2 protein-coding genes are annotated in these 18,288 nt (G+C 68.5%); both read left to right on the forward strand.

All coding sequences use genetic code 11. The annotated features are described in order from the left end of the window. The first annotated feature begins 110 nt into the window (after window positions 1–110). Entirely contained in the window at window positions 111–377 is a 267-nt protein-coding gene (locus tag OIE75_RS41640; protein ID WP_443078470.1) for an AMP-binding protein, read from the forward strand. Next, window positions 368–18,256, forward strand: a complete 17,889-nt coding sequence (locus OIE75_RS36245; protein ID WP_329474138.1) for a non-ribosomal peptide synthetase — start codon at window positions 368–370, stop codon at window positions 18,254–18,256. Before OIE75_RS41640 ends, OIE75_RS36245 begins: the two co-directional genes overlap by 10 nt. Window positions 18,257–18,288 lie beyond the last annotated feature (32 nt).

The following is an 18,288-nucleotide window of genomic DNA, read 5'->3' on the forward strand; positions in this document are numbered from 1 at the left end:
GTGGGGTGGCGGGGGAGTGTGGGGTGCGGGTGGTGGGGGTGGGGGCTGGTGTTGGGTTGGATGGGGGGGACTTGGGTGTGGGTGGGTTGGGGGGTGTGGCGGCGTATGTGATGTATACGTCGGGGTCGTTGGGGGTGCCGAAGGGTGTGGTGGTGTGTCAGCGGGATGTGGTGGGTTTGGTGGTGGATGGGTGTTGGGGTGAGGTGGTGGGGCGTCGGGTGTTGGGGTGGGCGCCGTTTGCGTTTGATGCGTCGGTGTTTGAGTTGTGGGTGACGTTGGCTGGTGGTGGGGTGGTGGTGTTGGCGCCGGTGGGTGAGGTGGATGGTGGTGTGTTGCGGTCGTTGGTGGGGGTGGTGGGTTGGATCGGGTGCATGTGACGGCGGGGTTGTTGCGGGTGTTGGTGGAGGAGGATGCGGGTTGTTTTGCTGGGGTGGGTGAGGTGTTGACGGGTGGGGATGTGGTGCCGTCGTCTGCGGTGTCGGGGGTGTTGGGGGCTGCTCCGGAGTCTTTGGTGCGGCATTTGTATGGGCCGACGGAGGTGACGTTGTGTGCGACGCAGTGGGTGGTGGGGGATGTGGGGTTGGTGCCGGGGGTGTTGCCGATGGGGCGGCCGTTGGAGAACACGCGGGTGTATGTGCTTGATGATGGTCTGTCTCCGGTGCCTGCGGGTGTTGTGGGTGAGTTGTATGTGGCGGGTATGGGGGTGGCGCGGGGGTATCAGGGGCGGTCTGGGCTGACGGGTGAGCGGTTCGTTGCGTGTCCGTTCGGTGTGCCGGGTGGGCGGATGTACCGGACTGGAGACCTGGTGCGGTGGAGTGCGGACGGGCAGCTGGTGTTCGTCGGGCGTGCGGATGATCAGGTGAAGGTCCGCGGCTTCCGGGTCGAGCCGGGTGAGGTGGAGGGCGTGCTGGCGGCGCATCCGGGGGTGAGTCAGGCGGTGGTGGTCGCACGCGAGGCCGGCCTCGGTGACAAGCGACTGACCGCGTATGTGGTCGCCGCTCACGGTGCCGGTGCGGATGATGACGATGACTTGGCTGGGCAGGTACGGGCCTTCGCCGACGGGCGGCTGCCGGAGTACATGGTGCCCTCCGCGGTGGTGATGCTGGACGAGTTGCCGCTGTCGGTGAACGGCAAGGTGGACCGAGCGGCGTTGCCCGACCCGGAGTACGGGACGTCCGAGGGTGGGCGGGGGCCGACGACCGCGGTCGAGGAGATCCTGTGTGGTGTGTTCGCGGAGCTGTTGGGCCTGACGCGGGTTGGTGTGGAGGACCACTTCTTCGAGCTGGGTGGGCATTCACTGTTGGCGACGCGCTTGGTGTCGCGGGTGCGGTCGGTGTTCGGGGTCGAGGTGAGTGTGCGGGCCCTGTTCGAGGCTCCGACGCCGGCGGGCTTGGCTGCGCGGATCGCGGGTGCGGATGCGGCGCGAGTGAACCTGACGCCGTGGGAGCGGCCTGAGCGGGTTCCGTTGTCGTTTGCTCAGCGGCGGTTGTGGTTCTTGGCGCAGTTGGAGGGGCCGAGTGCGACGTACAACATGCCGGTTGCGTTGCGGTTGGAGGGTGCGCTGGATGTGGCCGCGCTGCGGGCGGCGTTGGAGGATGTGCTGGATCGGCATGAGGTGTTGAGGACGGTGTTCCCGGTGGTGGACGGGGAGCCGTATCAGGAGGTGTTGGCGCCTTCGGCGGTGGGTGGGGTGCTGCGGGTTGTGCGGGCTGGCGAGGGGGAGGTGGCGGGTCTGGTGGTGGAGGAGACCGGGCGCGGGTTCGATCTCGGGGTTGAGGTGCCGTTGCGGGCGTTGTTGGTTGAGGTCGGCGTGGATGTGCATGTGTTGGTGGTGGTGGTGCATCACGTTGCGGGGGATGGGTGGTCGATGGGGCCGTTGGCGCGGGACATCTCGGTGGCGTATGCGGCACGGCGTGCGGGTGAGGCCCCGGGGTGGGAGCCGTTGCCGGTGCAGTACGCGGACTACACCCTGTGGCAGCGGGAGCTGCTGGGTGATGAGGGTGATCCGGGCAGTGTGCTGGCCGGCCAGGTGGGTTTCTGGCGAGATGCGCTGGCCGGGGCACCGCAGGAGCTTGTGCTGCCGGGAGATCGGCTGCGGCCTGCGGTGGCCTCGCACCGGGGCCACACGGCGTCGCTGGTGGTCCCGGCGGAGGTGCACGCGCAGCTGACGGCGTTGGCGCGGGAGCAGGGCGTGACCCTGTTCATGGTGGTGCAGGCCGCGCTGGCCGTGCTGCTGTCCCGGCTCGGTGCGGGCGAGGACATTCCCGTCGGTACGGCTGTGGCCGGCCGTACGGATCAGGCGCTGGATGATCTCGTCGGCTTCTTCGTCAACACGCTGGTGTTGCGTACGGATGTGTCGGGGGATCCGACCTTCGGCGAGCTGTTGGGGCGGGTGCGGGAGACAAGCTTGGCGGCTTTGGAGCATCAGGAGGTGCCGTTCGAGCGGTTGGTGGAGGTTCTGGCGCCGGACCGTTCGCTGGCGCGGCATCCGCTGTTCCAGGTCATGCTCACTCTGCAGAATCAAGGCCAGGCAAGGCTGGACCTCCCGGGTCTTCGGGTGGCGCCGGTGTCGGGTGGGTTGGGTGTCGCGAAGTTTGATCTTGATGTGTCATTGGGTGAGGTGACTGATGGTGAGGGCCGCCCGGTGGGGTTGCGGGGGTCGGTTACCGGGGCGGCGGATCTGTTCGATGCGGGGACCGTGGATGCGGTCGCTGCTCGGTTGGTGAAGGTCCTGTCGCTGGTGGCCGCGGACCCGCAGGCTCGGGTGGGGCAGGTCCAGGTGCTGTCGGAGGCGGAACGGCACCAGGTGGTGACCGGCTGGAACGACACCGCCGAGCCGGTGCCTGATGCGACGTGGGTGGAGTTGTTCGCGGAGCAGGTGGCGCGGCATCCGGGTGCGGTGGCGGTGGTGTGTGGGGAGGTGGAGTTGTCGTACGGGGAGTTGGATGAGCGGGCCTCTCGGTTGGCGGGTGTCTTGAGGGCGCGAGGGGTGGGCTCGGAGTCGGTGGTGGGGGTGATGTTTGAGCGGTCCGTGGATGCGGTGGTGGCGCTGTTGGGGGTGTGGAAGGCAGGGGGCGCCTATCTGTTCATCAATCCCTCCTATCCGGAAGAGCGCGTGGCGTTGCTGGTGGCGGAGGCCGGGCCCGTGTGCATGGTCACGGTCAGCAGCCTGACCGCTGGGTTGCCTGCTGCTCCGCCGGTGCCGGTGGTGGCGGTGGACGACCCGGCGGTAGTCACGGAACTGGCCCAGGTGGAGCCTACGGGCGTGCCGGTGCCGACTGAGCCCGGAGCGGCGGCATACGTGATGTTCACGTCCGGATCGACGGGGCGGCCGAAGGGTGTGGTGGTGACCCAGCGGGATCTGGCTGAGTTGGTGGTGGATCAGTGCTGGGGACAACCGGGGCGGATGCTGGGGCACGGTCCGTACGAGTTCGATGCGTCGGTGCTTGAGACATGGGTGACGCTGGCTATTGGGGGAGCGGTGGTACTGGCTCCGGCCGGCAAGTTGGATGCTGGTGTGTTGCGGTCGCTGGTAGCGGAGTACGGGCTCGACCGTGTGCATGTGACCGCGGGACTGCTGCGGATGCTGGTGGAGGAGGACCCCGGGTGCTTCGCCGGGGTGAGCGAGGTGCTGACAGGTGGGGACGTGGTTCCGTCGGCAGCGGTGTCGGCGGTGCTGGCGGCTGCTCCAGGGGCTGCGGTGCGGCAGGTGTACGGGCCGACCGAAATCACCCTGTGTGCTACCCAGATCCTGGTTGGGGACGCCGATGCGGTCCCGTCGGTGCTGCCGATCGGCCGACCGATGGACAACACGCGTATCTACCTGCTCGACGCTGGTCTGTCGCCGGTTCTGCCCGGGGTTGCGGGTGAGCTGTACGTGGCCGGGACCGGGCTGGCCCGGGGGTATCACGGTCGGCCGGACCTGACCGGGGAGCGGTTCGTAGCGTGCCCGCTGGGTGCGCCGGGTGAGCGGATGTACCGGACGGGGGACCTGGCCCGGTGGACCAAGGACGGGCAGCTGGTGTTCATCGGCCGGGCGGACAACCAGGTGAAGGTGCGTGGCTTCCGGATCGAGCCGGGTGAGGTCGAGGCGGTGTTGGCTGCCCATCCGAGTGTGGCTCAGGCGGTGGTGATCGCCCGAGAGGACACGTCCGGTGACAAGCGGCTCACCGCATATGTGGTTCCCAGGAGTGGCAACGGTGTGCGTGACGACCTGTCTGCGCGGTTGCGCGCGTACGTGGGTGAGCGGTTGCCGGACCACCTGGTCCCGTCCGCGGTAGTGGTACTGGACGGGTTGCCGTTCTCGGTGAACGGCAAGGTGGACCGGGCGGCCCTGCCGGCGCCGGAGTACACGGGGGCCGGTGGCGGGCGGGCACCCGCGTCGGTGGCCGAAGAGCTGATGTGCGGTGTGTTCGCGGACGTCCTCGGCCTTGAACGAGTGGGGGTGGAGGACAGCTTCTTTGACTTGGGCGGGCATTCGTTGTTGGCGATGCGGTTGGTGTCGCGGGTGCGGTCGGTGTTCGAGGTGGAGTTGGGTGTGCGGGCCTTGTTCGAGGCTCCGACGCCGGCGGGGTTGTCGGTGCGGATTGCAGGTGCGGGTGGTGCGCGGGTGGGCTTGGCTCGGTGGGAGCGGCCTGAGCGGGTTCCGTTGTCGTTTGCTCAGCGGCGGTTGTGGTTCTTGGCGCAGTTGGAGGGGCCGAGTGCGACGTACAACATGCCGGTTGCGTTGCGGTTGGAGGGTGCGCTGGATGTTGGTGCGCTGCGGGCGGCGTTGGAGGATGTGCTGGGGCGGCATGAGGTGTTGAGGACGGTGTTCCCGGTGGTGGACGGGGAGCCGTATCAGGAGGTGTTGGCGCCTTCGGCGGTGGGTGGGGTGCTGCGGGTTGTGCGGGCTGGTGAGGGGGAGGTTGCGGGTCTGGTGGCGGAGGAGACCGGGCGCGGGTTCGATCTCGGGGTTGAGGTGCCGTTGCGGGCGTTGTTGGTTGAGGTTGGGGTGGATGTGCATGTGTTGGTGGTGGTGGTGCATCACGTTGCGGGGGATGGGTGGTCGATGGGGCCGTTGGCGCGGGACATCTCGGTGGCGTATGCGGCGCGGTGTGCGGGTGAGGCCCCGGGTTGGGAGCCGTTGCCGGTGCAGTACTCGGACTACACCCTGTGGCAGCGGGAGCTGCTGGGTGATGAGGGTGATCCGGGCAGTGTGCTGGCCGGCCAGGTGGATTTCTGGCGGGACGCGCTGGCCGGGGCACCGCAGGAACTGGCGCTGCCGGGTGACCGGTCGCGGCCGACGGTGGCGTCACATCGTGGTCACACGGTGAGGGTGGAGGTCCCGGCGGAGGTGCACGCGCAGCTGACGGCGTTGGCGCGGGAACAGGGCGTGACGCTGTTCATGGTGGTGCAGGCCGCGCTGGCCGTGCTCTTGTCGAAGTTGGGAGCGGGGGAGGACGTTCCCGTCGGCACGGCGGTCGCCGGCCGCACGGACCAGGCCCTCGACGATCTGGTGGGGTTCTTCGTCAACACGCTGGTGTTGCGTACGGATGTGTCGGGGGATCCGACGTTCGGTGAGCTGTTGGGGCGGGTGCGGGAGACGAGTCTGGCGGCTTTGGAGCATCAGGAGGTGCCCTTCGAGCGGTTGGTGGAGGTTCTGGCACCGGACCGTTCGCTGGCGCGGCATCCGCTGTTCCAGGTCATGCTGGCGGTACAGAATCTGGGCCAGGCGAAGCTTGACCTGCCTGGGCTGCGGGTGGCGCCGGCGTCTGTCGGACAGGGGGCAGCGAAGTTTGATCTCGATGTGTCGTTGGGTGAGGTGGTTGATGGTGAGGGTTGTCCTGGGGGGTTGCGGGGGTCGGTTACGGGGTCGGTGGATCTGTTTGATGCGGGGACGGTGGAGCGGATCGGTCGGTGGTTGGTGAGGGTCCTGTCGGTTGTGGTTGAGGATCCGCAGGTTCGGGTGGGGCAGGTTGAGGTGTTGTCGGAGGTGGAGCGGTATGACGTGGTGGCGGGGTGGAATGCCGCTGTCGAGCCGGTGCCTGAGGTGACGTGGGTGGAGTTGTTCGCGGAGCGGGTGGTGGGGGATCCGGGTGCGGTGGCGGTGGTGTGTGGGGAGGAGTCGTTGACTTATGGGGAGTTGGATGAGCGTTCTGGTCGGTTGGCGGGTGTGCTGGCGGGTCGGGGTGTGGGGTCTGAGTCGGTGGTGGGTGTGGTGTTGGGGCGGTCGGTTGATGTGGTGGTGGCGTTGTTGGGGGTGTGGAAGGCGGGGGGTGCGTATGTGTTTGTTGATCCGTCGTATCCGGTGGAGCGGGTGGGTGTGGTGTTGGCGGAGGCGGGGCCGGTGTGTGTGGTGACCGACAGGGCTTTGTCCGGTGGGTTGCCGGATGGGCTGGGTGTGCCGGTGGTGTGTCTGGATGATCCGGGGATGGCGTTCGCTGCGGTGGCGCGTCCTTTGCTTGGTGGGCGGGATGTGGCGGCGTATGTGATGTTTACGTCGGGGTCGTCGGGTGTGCCGAAGGGTGTGGTGGTGTCTCAGGGTGCGGTGGTGGGTTTGGTGGCGGCTTTGGGTCCGGTGCTGGGTGCTGGGCCTGGGGTGGGTGTGTTGCAGTTTGCGTCGTTTGGGTTTGACGGTTCGGTGCTGGATGTTGCGGTGGTGTTGGCGTCGGGTGGGCGTCTGGTGGTGGCGTCGGAGGCGGAGCGGGCGGATGTGGGGTTGTTGGCTGATCTGGTGGTGCGGGAAGGGGTGGGGGTCGCGAGTGTGGTGCCTTCCCTCCTGGGTGTGGTCGATCCGGCGGGGGTGCCCGGTTTGGGGCGGGTGTTGGTGGGCGGTGAACTGTTGTCGGGTGAGGTGGCGCGGGTGTGGGCGGGTGGTGGCCGGGTGTTGGTGAACACGTATGGGCCGACGGAGGCGACGGTGATGGTCACCGCCGGGCGGGTGCCGCGGGGTGGGGTGGGTGTGCCGTCGGTGGGTGGGCCGGTGGCGAATGCGCGGGTGTATGTGCTGGACCGGTTCCTTGAGCCGGTGCCGCCTGGGGTGGCGGGGGAGCTGTATGTCGCCGGTGTGCAGCTGGCCCGCGGGTATCACCAGCGACCGGGCCTGACCGGGGAACGCTTCGTGGCGTGCCCGTTCGGCGATTCAGGTGAGCGGATGTATCGGACTGGTGACCTGGCGCGGTGGACGGTGGACGGGCAGTTGATGTTCGTGGGCCGTGCGGATGATCAGGTGAAGGTGCGTGGGTTCCGGGTGGAGCCGGCCGAGGTCGAGGCCGTCCTGGCCACGCATCCCGGGGTGGGTCAGGCGGTGGTGGTCGCGCGTGAGGATGTGCCGGGTGACAAGCGGCTGGTCGCCTACGTCGTGCCCGAGGGCGACGGCCCGCTGGGCGGTGACCTGAGGCGCTTTACGGCTGAGCGGTTGCCGGAGTACATGGTGCCGTCGGCGGTGGTGGTGCTCGACGGGCTGCCGTTGTCGGTGAACGGGAAGCTGGACCGTTCCGCGCTGCCGGCGCCGGAGTATTCGTCTGCAGGTGGGCGGGGTCCTGCCACGGTGGCTGAAGAGCTGGTGTGTCAGGTGTTCGCGGATGTCCTGGGTGTGGAGCGGGTGGAGGTGGAGGACAACTTCTTCGAGCTGGGTGGGCATTCGTTGCTGGCGGTGTCGTTGGTGCAGCGGTTGCGTGAGCGTGGGTTCGGGGTGTCGGTGCGGGTGTTGTTCGAGGCGCCGACGCCGGGGGCGTTGGCTGCTGCCGGCAGTGGCGGGGGTGTGGTGGAGGTGCCTCCGAATGGGATTCCTGAGCAGGGTGTGGAGGTGATTACGCCGGAGATGCTGCCGTTGGTGGAGCTGACGGCGGCGCAGATCGATTTGGTCTGCGAGTCGGTCGAGGGCGGCGCGGCGAACGTCGCCGACGTGTATCCGCTGGCACCTTTGCAGGAAGGCATCCTGTTCCACCACCTGCTGGCCGGGGTCGGTGCGGCAGACGTCTATTTGGTACCGATGGTGCTGGGATTCGACAGCCGTGAGCGGCTGGACGCGTTCCTGGCGGCGTTGCAGCGGGTCGTGGACCGGCACGACATCTACCGCACCGGGCTCGTGTGGGAGGGACTGCCGGAGCCATTGCAGGTGGTCCGGAAGCGTGCGGTCATTCCGGTCACCGAGGTGTCGTTGTCGGACGGCGGAGATGCCAAGGCTGAGCTGTTGGCGGTAGCCGGTCGATGGATGGACCTGCGGCAGGCACCGTTGCTGCGGGCGCACGTGGCGGCCGAGCCGGGGAGGCCGGGTCGATGGGTGGCGTTGGTACAGGTTCATCACCTGTTGCAGGACCATACGGCGCTGGAGGTGGTGCTGGGCGAGGTCGGGGCGTTCATGGCCGGCCGCGGGGACGAGTTGCCGGTGCCGCTGCCGTTCCGGGACTTCGTGGCCCAGGCCAGGCTGGGAGTATCGCGTGCTGAGCACGAGGAGTACTTCTCAGGTCTGTTGGGTGATGTGACGGAGCCGACGCTGCCGTTCGGCCTGGCTGATACCCATGGGGACGGGTCGACGGTAAGGTCGGCGCGGTGGAGGGTGGACGACTCCGTGGCGGAGCGCATCCGGGACCAGGCCCGCCGCTTGGGGGTGAGTCCGGCGACGTTGTTCCATGTGGCGTATGCGCGGGTGGTGGCGAGTCTGGCGGGGCGGTCGGATGTGGTGTTCGGGACGGTGTTGCTGGGCCGGATGAACTCCGGGCGGGGTGCGGACCGGACTCCGGGCCCGTTCATGAACACGCTGCCGGTACGGATGGATTTCGCGGGTCTTGATGTGGTGGGTGCGGTACGGGCGATGCAGGCCCAGTTGGCCGGCCTGCTGGTGCACGAGCACGCTCCGCTCGCCGTGGCGCAGAGGGGCAGTGCGGTACCGGCTTCGGCTCCGTTGTTTACGTCCCTGCTCAACTACCGTCATGGCGGTCAGCCTCGTCGGGGTGGCGGGGGTGGTGGGAGGAGTGGTGGTCTTGCCGGGGTGGCGATGCTGTCGACCGAGGACCGGACGAACTATCCGTTGTCGGTGTCGGTGGATGATCTGGGGGCCGCGTTCGGGCTGACGGCTGATGCGGTGGCGCCGGGGGATCCGGAGCTGGTGTGCGCGCTGCTGCAGAACGCTGCCGAAAGCCTGGTCGAGGCGCTGGAGGGTGCACCGGAGACACCTCTGGGTGAGGTCGCCGTGGTGTCACCGCTCGTTCGCGAGCAGATCTTGAGTGAGTGGAATGATGTGCCTGTGGTGGGGGTGGTGGGTTCGGTGGTGGAGTTGTTTGGGGAGTGGGTGGTGCGGGATCCGGGTGCGGTGGCGGTGGTGTGTGGTGAGGAGAGTCTGACTTACGGGGAGTTGGATGAGCGGGCGGGTTGGTTGGCGGGGGTGTTGGCGGGTCGGGGTGTGGGGCCGGAGTCGGTGGTGGGGGTGTTGTTGGAGCGGTCGGTTGATTTGGTGGTGGCGTTGTTGGGGGTGTTGCGGGCGGGGGGTGCGTATTTGTTGCTGGATCCGTCGTATCCGGTGGAGCGGCGGGCGTGGATGCTGGCGGATGCGGGGCCGGTGTGTGTGGTGAGCAGTGGTGTGCTGGCGGGTGGGGTGCCGGGTGGGGTGCCGGTGGTGGAGGTGGGTGGTGGGGGTCTTGTGGTGGGGTCGGTGGTGGATGGGGTGTTGGATCCGGTGGTGGTGGGGTCTGGTGGGGCGGCGTATGTGTTGTATACGTCGGGGTCGTCGGGGGTGCCGAAGGGTGTGGTGGTGTCGCATGGGGGGTTTGCGGGTCTGGTGGCGGGTCATCGTGGGTTGTTGGGTGTGGGTCCGGGGTGTCGGGTGGCGCAGTTTGCGTCGGCGGGTTTTGACACGTTCGGGTGGGAGTGGTCGATGGCGTTGTTGACGGGTGCGGCGTTGGTGGTGGTGCCGCAGGAGGAGCGGTTGGGTGGGGAGTTGGCGGGGTTTTTGGCGCGGGAGGGGGTGACGCATGTGACGTTGCCGCCGGGGGTGTTGGCGTTGTTGGACGAGGGTGATGTGGATCCGGGTGTGGTGGTGGTGACGGCGGGTGAGGAGTGTCCGCCGGAGGTGATGGCGCGGTGGTCGCGGGGGCGGGTGATGTTCAATTCGTATGGGCCGACGGAGACGACGGTGGATGCCACGTTGTGGCGGTGTGATCCGGATGCGGGTGAGGTGTTGATCGGTGGGCCGGTGTTCAGTACGCGGGTGTTTGTGCTGGATGGTTCGTTGGAGCCGGTGCCGCCGGGGGTGGTGGGTGAGTTGTATGTGGCGGGTGATGGTCTGGCGCGTGGGTATCTGCGGCGGCCGGGGCTGACGGGGGAGCGGTTTGTGGCGTGTCCGTTCGGGGGTGTGGGTGAGCGGATGTATCGGACGGGGGATCTGGCGCGGTGGACGGCGCAGGGCCGGCTGGTGTTCGCGGGGCGGGCGGATGATCAGGTGAAGGTGCGGGGGCACCGGATCGAGCCGGGTGAGATCGCCGCGGTGCTGACCGCGCATCCCGGGGTGGCCCAGGCGGCCGTCGTCGCCCGTGAGGACATTCCCGGGGACACCCGCCTGATCGCCTACATCGTCCCCGAAACCACCGCCACCGACCCAGCCGCAGCCACCGTGCCGGACACTGCCGTCCTGACCGCCGACCTGCGAGCCCACACCGCCGCCCGCCTCCCCGCCTACATGATCCCCGCAGCCTTCGTCTCTCTGCCCGAACTCCCTCTGACCATCAACGGCAAACTCAACCGAGCCGCACTCCCCACCCCCGAGTTTGCGGTGCTCGACACTGGGCGTGCCCCTGTGTCGGTGGCCGAGGAACTGATGTGTCAGGTGTTTGGTGAGGTGCTGGGTCTGGAGGGGGTGGGGGTTGAGCAGGACTTCTTCGAGTTGGGTGGACATTCGTTGTTGGCGATGCGGTTGGTGTCGCGGTTGAGGGGGGTGTTCGGGGTTGAGGTGGGTGTGCGGGAGTTGTTCGAGGCGTCGACGCCGGCGGGGTTGGCGGCGCGGATTGCGGGTGCGGATGCGGCGCGGGTGGGGTTGGTGCCGTGGGAGCGGCCTGAGCGGGTGCCGTTGTCTTTTGCTCAGCGGCGGTTGTGGTTCTTGGCGCAGTTGGAGGGGCCGAGTGCGACGTACAACATCCCGATCGCGCTGCGGCTGGAGGGTGTGCTGGATGTGGTCGCGCTGCGGGCGGCGTTCGGTGATGTGCTGGGGCGGCATGAGGTGCTGCGGACGGTGTTCCCGGTGGTGGACGGGGAGCCGTATCAGCAGGTTCTGACTGTCGGTGAGGTGGGTGAGGTGCTGCGGGTCGCGCGGGTGGCCGAGGGTGAGGTGGCGGACCTGGTGGTGGAGGAGACCGGGCACGGGTTCGACCTCGGCGCGGAGGTGCCGCTGCGGGCGCTGTTGGTGGGGATCGATGAGGACGTGCACGTCTTGGTCGTGGTCGTGCATCACGTTGCGGGGGACGGATGGTCCATGGGGCCGTTGGCGCGGGACATCTCGGTGGCGTACGCGGCACGGCATGACGGCCGTGCGCCCGGTTGGGAGCCGTTGCCGGTGCAGTACGCGGATTACACCCTGTGGCAACGGGAGCTGCTGGGTGATGAGGGTGATCCGGGCAGTGTGCTGGCCGGCCAGGTGGATTTCTGGCGGGACGCGCTGGCCGGGGCACCGCAGGAGCTGGCGCTGCCGGTGGATCGGCCGCGGCCGGCGGTGGCCTCGCACCGGGGCCACACGGCGTCGCTGGTGGTCCCGGCGGAGGTGCACGCGCAGCTGACGGCGCTGGCGCGGGAGCAGGGCGTGACCCTGTTCATGGTGGTGCAGGCCGCGCTGGCCGTGCTCTTGTCGAAGTTGGGTGCGGGCGAGGACATTCCCGTCGGCACGGCGGTGGCCGGCCGTACCGACCAGGCCCTCGACGACCTGGTGGGCTTCTTCGTCAACACGCTGGTGCTGCGTACGGATGTGTCGGGGGACCCGACCTTCGGCGAGCTGTTGGGGCGGGTGCGGGAGACAAGCCTGGCGGCGCTGGAGCACCAGGAGGTGCCCTTCGAGCGGTTGGTTGAGGTGCTGGCACCGGACCGTTCTCTCGCGCGGCATCCGCTGTTCCAGGTCATGCTCAATCTCCAGAATCTGGGCCAGGCCAGGCTGGACCTCCCCGATCTGCGGGTAGCGCCGGTGGCCGGCGGTCTGCGGGTGGCGAAGTTCGATCTCGATGTGTCATTGGGTGAGGTGACTGACGCTGAGGGTCGCCCGGTGGGGTTGCGGGGGTCGGTTACCGGGGCGGCGGATCTGTTCGATGCGGGGACCGTGGATGCGGTCGCTGAGCGGTTGGTGAAGGTCCTGTCGCTGGTGGCCGCGGACCCGCAGGCTCGGGTGGGGCAGGTCCGGGTGCTGTCGGAGGCGGAACGGCACCAGGTGGTGGCCGGCTGGAACGACACCGTCGTACCAAAGCCGGAGACGACCTGGCTGACGCTGTTCGAGGATCAGGTGCTGCGGGACCCGAGCGCTGTCGCGGTCGTGGATGGAAATGAACGTGTGTCGTATGGGGAGTTGGATGAGCGGGCGCACCGGCTGGCGGGGCTGCTGGCCGATCGAGGTGTGGGACCGGAGTCGGTGGCGGCGGTCATGCTGGAGCGGTCGGTCGAGCTGGTAGTGACTCTGCTGGCGGTGTGGAAGGCCGGTGCTGCCTATCTCCCCGTCGATCCGGACCATCCCTCTGAACGGCTCGCGTTCACGCTGACCGACGCCCGTCCGTCCTGCGTGCTCACGACGCGGGCGCACGCTGGTGAACTTCCGGCAGATCTGAATGTCCCCGTGCTTGCCGTCGACGAGGCGGAGCCGGCTGGGAGGGATGACTGGACGCGTCCGGTCCTGACGGCCGGGCACGCGGCGTACGTGATGTATACGTCCGGATCGACGGGGCGGCCGAAGGGCGTGGTGGTCACCCACGGCGGCCTGGTCAACCACCTCCTCTGGGCACAGCGGGTGTTCGGGCTGGAGGCGTCGGACCGAGTGCTCCACAAGACGCCGTTCGGGTTCGACGCGTCGGTCTGGGAGCTGTGGTGGCCGTTGGTGTCCGGGGCGGCGTTGGTGATCGCCGCGCCGGAGGGGCACCGTGATCCGGCCTACCTGGCGGAGTTGATGCGGCGTGAGGAAGTCACCGCCGCACACTTCGTACCTTCCCAGCTGTCGGTGTTCGTCGCCGAGGCCGCCGCGGTCGATTGCACGAGTCTGCGGATGCTGTTCAGCGGTGGTGAGGCGCTGACTGGCGCTCTGCGTCAACGGGTTACGAGCCTCTTGGACGTGGAGTTGCACAACGTCTACGGGCTGACGGAGACCACGGTCGACTCGACGTCATGGCACGGCGGTACGAGTGAGGCGGCAGGTGGGACTGTCCCGATCGGCCGACCGGTCGACAACACCCGCGTCTATGTCCTGGACCGGTTCCTTGAGCCGGTGCCGCCAGGTGTGGCGGGGGAGCTGTATGTGGCCGGCACGGGTCTGGCACGCGGATACCACGAGCGACCGGGGCTGACGGCGGAGCGGTTCGTGGCCTGCCCGTTCGGTGGTGCGGGTGAGCGGATGTACCGGACCGGTGACCTGGCGCGGTGGACCGCGGACGGGCAGCTGGTGTTTGTCGGCCGTGCGGATGACCAAGTGAAGGTCCGCGGCTTCCGGGTCGAGCCGGGTGAGGTCGAGGCCGTCCTGGCGGCACATCCCGAGGTGGCTCGAGCGGTGGTGGTCGCCCGCGAGGACACCCAGGGTGATGAGCGACTCGTCGCGTACGTCGTGCCCGACGGTGATGGTGGATGGGGCGACGAACTGTCCGGCGAAGTGCGTGCCTTTGGGAGCGCGCGGTTGCCGGAGTACATGGTGCCTTCTGCCGTCGTGGTGCTCGACCGGCTGCCGTTGTCGGTGAACGGGAAGCTGGACCGGGCGGCCCTCCCCGCGCCGGAGTATTCGTCTGCCGGGGGGCGGGGCCCCGCCACGGTGGCTGAGGAGCTGGTGTGCCGGGTGTTCGCGGATGTCCTGGGTGTCGACCGTGTAGGGGTGGAGGACAACTTCTTCGAGTTGGGTGGGCATTCGTTGCTGGCGGTGTCGTTGGTGCAGCGGTTGCGTGAGCGTGGGTTCGGGGTGTCGGTGAGGGTGTTGTTCGAGGCGCCGACGCCGGGGGCGTTGGCTGCTGCCGGCAGTGGCGGGGGTGTGGTGGAGGTGCCTCCGAATGGCATCCCTGAGCAGGGTGTGGAGGTGATTACGCCGGAGATGCTGCCGTTGGTGGAGCTGACGGCGGCGCAGATCGACTTGGTCTGCGCGTCGGTCGAGGGCGGCGCGGCGAACGTCGCCGACGTGTATCCGCTGGCACCTTTGCAGGAAGGCATCTTCTTCCACCACCTGCTCACCGGCCCGGGTGAGGCGGACGTGTACCTCGTGCCGATGATGCTCGGCTTTGACAGTCGTGAGCGGCTGGACGCGTTCCTGGCGGCGTTGCAGCGGGTCGTGGACCGGCACGACATCTACCGCACCGGGCTGGTGTGGGAGGCGTTGCCCGAGCCGTTGCAGGTGGTTCGGAAACGTGCGGTTGTCCCGGTCACCGAGGTCGCCCTGACCGGGGGCGGTGACCCGCAGGCTGAGCTGCTCGCACTCGCCGGACGCTGGATGGACCTGCGACGGGCACCGTTGCTGCGCGTACACGTGGCGGCCGAGCCGGGCAGTGAGCGGTGGCTCGGGTTGGTGCAGGTGCATCACCTGCTCCAGGACCACACCGCACTGCAGGTGGTGCTGGGCGAGGTCGCGGCGTTCATGGCCGGGCGCAGCGATGCTCTCCCTGAGCCGCTGCCGTTCCGTGACTTCGTGGCCCAGGCCCGACTGGGGGTCTCCCGCGCGGAGCACGAGGAGTTCTTCGCCGAGCTGCTGAGGGACGTGACGGAGCCGACGCTGCCGTTCGGCCTGGCCGATACGCGCGGCGACGGCACGGGTGTGCAGCAGGCGCGGCTGCGGGTGGATGACGGACTGGGAGAGCGGGTGCGGGAACAGGCCCGCCGTCTGGGGGTGAGTCCGGCGACGTTGTTCCACGTCGCGTATGCGCGGGTGGTGGCGAGTCTGGCGGGGCGCTCGGATGTGGTGTTCGGGACGGTGTTGCTGGGCCGGATGAACTCCGGGCGGGGCGCGGACCGGATTCCCGGACCGTTCATGAACACCCTTCCCGTGCGGGTAAACATGGCAGGTCTTGATGCGGTGGGTGCGGTGCGGGCGATGCAGGCCCAGTTGGCCGGCCTGCTGGTGCATGAGCACGCTCCGCTCGCCCTGGCGCAGAAGGCCAGCGGCGTCCCCGCCGCAGCCCCGCTCTTCACGTCCCTGCTCAACTACCGTCATGGCGGTCAGCCTCGTCGGGGTGGCGGGGGTGGTGGGAGGAGTGGTGGTCTTGCCGGGGTGGCGATGCTGTCGACCGAGGACCGGACGAACTATCCGTTGTCGGTGTCGGTGGATGATCTGGGGGCCGCGTTCGGGCTGACGGCTGATGCGGTGGCGCCGGGGGATCCGGAGCTGGTGTGCGCGCTGCTGCAGAACGCTGCCGAAAGCCTGGTCGAGGCGCTGGAGGGTGCACCGGAGACACCTCTGGGTGAGGTCGCCGTGGTGTCACCGCTCGTTCGCGAGCAGATCTTGAGTGAGTGGAATGATGTGCCTGTGGTGGGGGTGGTGGGTTCGGTGGTGGAGTTGTTTGGGGAGTGGGTGGTGCGGGATCCGGGTGCGGTGGCGGTGGTGTGTGGTGAGGAGAGTCTGACTTACGGGGAGTTGGATGAGCGGGCGGGTTGGTTGGCGGGGGTGTTGGCGGGTCGGGGTGTGGGGCCGGAGTCGGTGGTGGGGGTGTTGTTGGAGCGGTCGGTTGATTTGGTGGTGGCGTTGTTGGGGGTGTTGCGGGCGGGGGGTGCGTATTTGTTGCTGGATCCGTCGTATCCGGTGGAGCGGCGGGCGTGGATGCTGGCGGATGCGGGGCCGGTGTGTGTGGTGAGCAGTGGTGTGCTGGCGGGTGGGGTGCCGGGTGGGGTGCCGGTGGTGGAGGTGGGTGGTGGGGGTCTTGTGGTGGGGTCGGTGGTGGATGGGGTGTTGGATCCGGTGGTGGTGGGGTCTGGTGGGGCGGCGTATGTGTTGTATACGTCGGGGTCGTCGGGGGTGCCGAAGGGTGTGGTGGTGTCGCATGGGGGGTTTGCGGGTCTGGTGGCGGGTCATCGTGGGTTGTTGGGTGTGGGTCCGGGGTGTCGGGTGGCGCAGTTTGCGTCGGCGGGTTTTGACACGTTCGGGTGGGAGTGGTCGATGGCGTTGTTGACGGGTGCGGCGTTGGTGGTGGTGCCGCAGGAGGAGCGGTTGGGTGGGGAGTTGGCGGGGTTTTTGGCGCGGGAGGGGGTGACGCATGTGACGTTGCCGCCGGGGGTGTTGGCGTTGTTGGACGAGGGTGATGTGGATCCGGGTGTGGTGGTGGTGACGGCGGGTGAGGAGTGTCCGCCGGAGGTGATGGCGCGGTGGTCGCGGGGGCGGGTGATGTTCAATTCGTATGGGCCGACGGAGACGACGGTGGATGCCACGTTGTGGCGGTGTGATCCGGATGCGGGTGAGGTGTTGATCGGTGGGCCGGTGTTCAGTACGCGGGTGTTTGTGCTGGATGGTTCGTTGGAGCCGGTGCCGCCGGGGGTGGTGGGTGAGTTGTATGTGGCGGGTGATGGTCTGGCGCGTGGGTATCTGCGGCGGCCGGGGCTGACGGGGGAGCGGTTTGTGGCGTGTCCGTTCGGGGGTGTGGGTGAGCGGATGTATCGGACGGGGGATCTGGCGCGGTGGACGGCGCAGGGCCGGCTGGTGTTCGCGGGGCGGGCGGATGATCAGGTGAAGGTGCGGGGGCACCGGATCGAGCCGGGTGAGATCGCCGCGGTGCTGACCGCGCATCCCGGGGTGGCCCAGGCGGCCGTCGTCGCCCGTGAGGACATTCCCGGGGACACCCGCCTGATCGCCTACATCGTCCCCGAAACCACCGCCACCGACCCAGCTGCAGCCACCATCGACCTCAGTCACCACGACACCACCGACCCAGATACCACCACCATCGACCCCAGTCACCACGACACCACCGACCCAGCCACCACCACCCTGACCGCCGACCTGCGAGCCCACACCGCCGCCCGCCTCCCCGCCTACATGATCCCCGCAGCCTACGTCTCTCTGCCCGAACTCCCTCTGACCATCAACGGCAAACTCAACCGAGCCGCACTCCCCACCCCCGAATACGCCACAGCCGACACCGGACGTGCCCCGGCGACGGCCGCGGAAGACGCGATGTGCGAGGCCTTCGCCGAAGTCCTCGGTGTCGAACGCGTCAACGTCGACGACAACTTCTTCGACCTCGGCGGACACTCACTCCTGGCCGTGGCGCTGGTCCAACGACTGCGCCTGCGTGGCTTCAACCTCTCGGTCCGCGCCGTGTTCGAGGCCCCGACCCCCGCCGGCCTCGTCACCCGCCTCGACCTGCCCTACGCGGGCAACGAACTGGACGTGCTCCTCCCCATCCGGCCCGGCGGAAGCAAGCCGCCGTTCTTCTGCGTACACCCGGCCGGCGGACTTAGCTGGTGCTACATGCCGCTGTCCCAGTACGTGCCGGAGGAGTATCCGCTCTACGGGCTCCAGGCCCGGGGCGTCCGGGATTCGGGCGATCCGGCGGGCTCGGTCAAGGAGATGGCGGCGGACTACATCCGGTACATGCGGTCGGTCCAGGCGACTGGCCCATACCACCTGCTGGGCTGGTCGTTCGGTGGCATCATCGCCCACGAGATCGCGGTACAGCTGCGGGCGGCCGGCCAGGAAGTCGGGGCGCTGGTCTCCCTGGACGCGGTGCCACCGAAGCAGGGCGAAGAGAGGTCCGGCGACGAAGCGAGGGAAGACGCGCCCGGCCCGGATCGCGGCGCGGCGGGGTCCGAGTCGGAGTTCGAGGGTGAGGAGAGGCATCGCAGGCCCGGCAACCTGCGCATGTTCCAGAACGCCGCCAGGCTCCTGCGGCAGCACGAGTTGGGTGTCTTCGACGGCGACCTGCTTCTTCTGTCCGCCGGTGAAGGAAAGCCGGAGGACGCCGCCCCCGGCGCGGCGGCCTGGGAGGAGAACGTGTCCGGCCAGGTGACGGAGGCCCATCTTCCCTGCAGGCACACGGAGATGGCGCGCCCGGAGGTGCTGGCGCAGGTCTGGCGCGGTATCTCCGACTGGCTGGGCCGGGAGAACTCCGCCGACCCGGAAGACCTTGGCCGCTAGCGGGACGTCAGCGAACCCACGAAAGCGAACGA

The sequence above is a fragment of the Streptomyces sp. NBC_01723 genome (genome assembly GCF_036246005.1).
Taxonomy (GTDB): domain Bacteria; phylum Actinomycetota; class Actinomycetes; order Streptomycetales; family Streptomycetaceae; genus Streptomyces.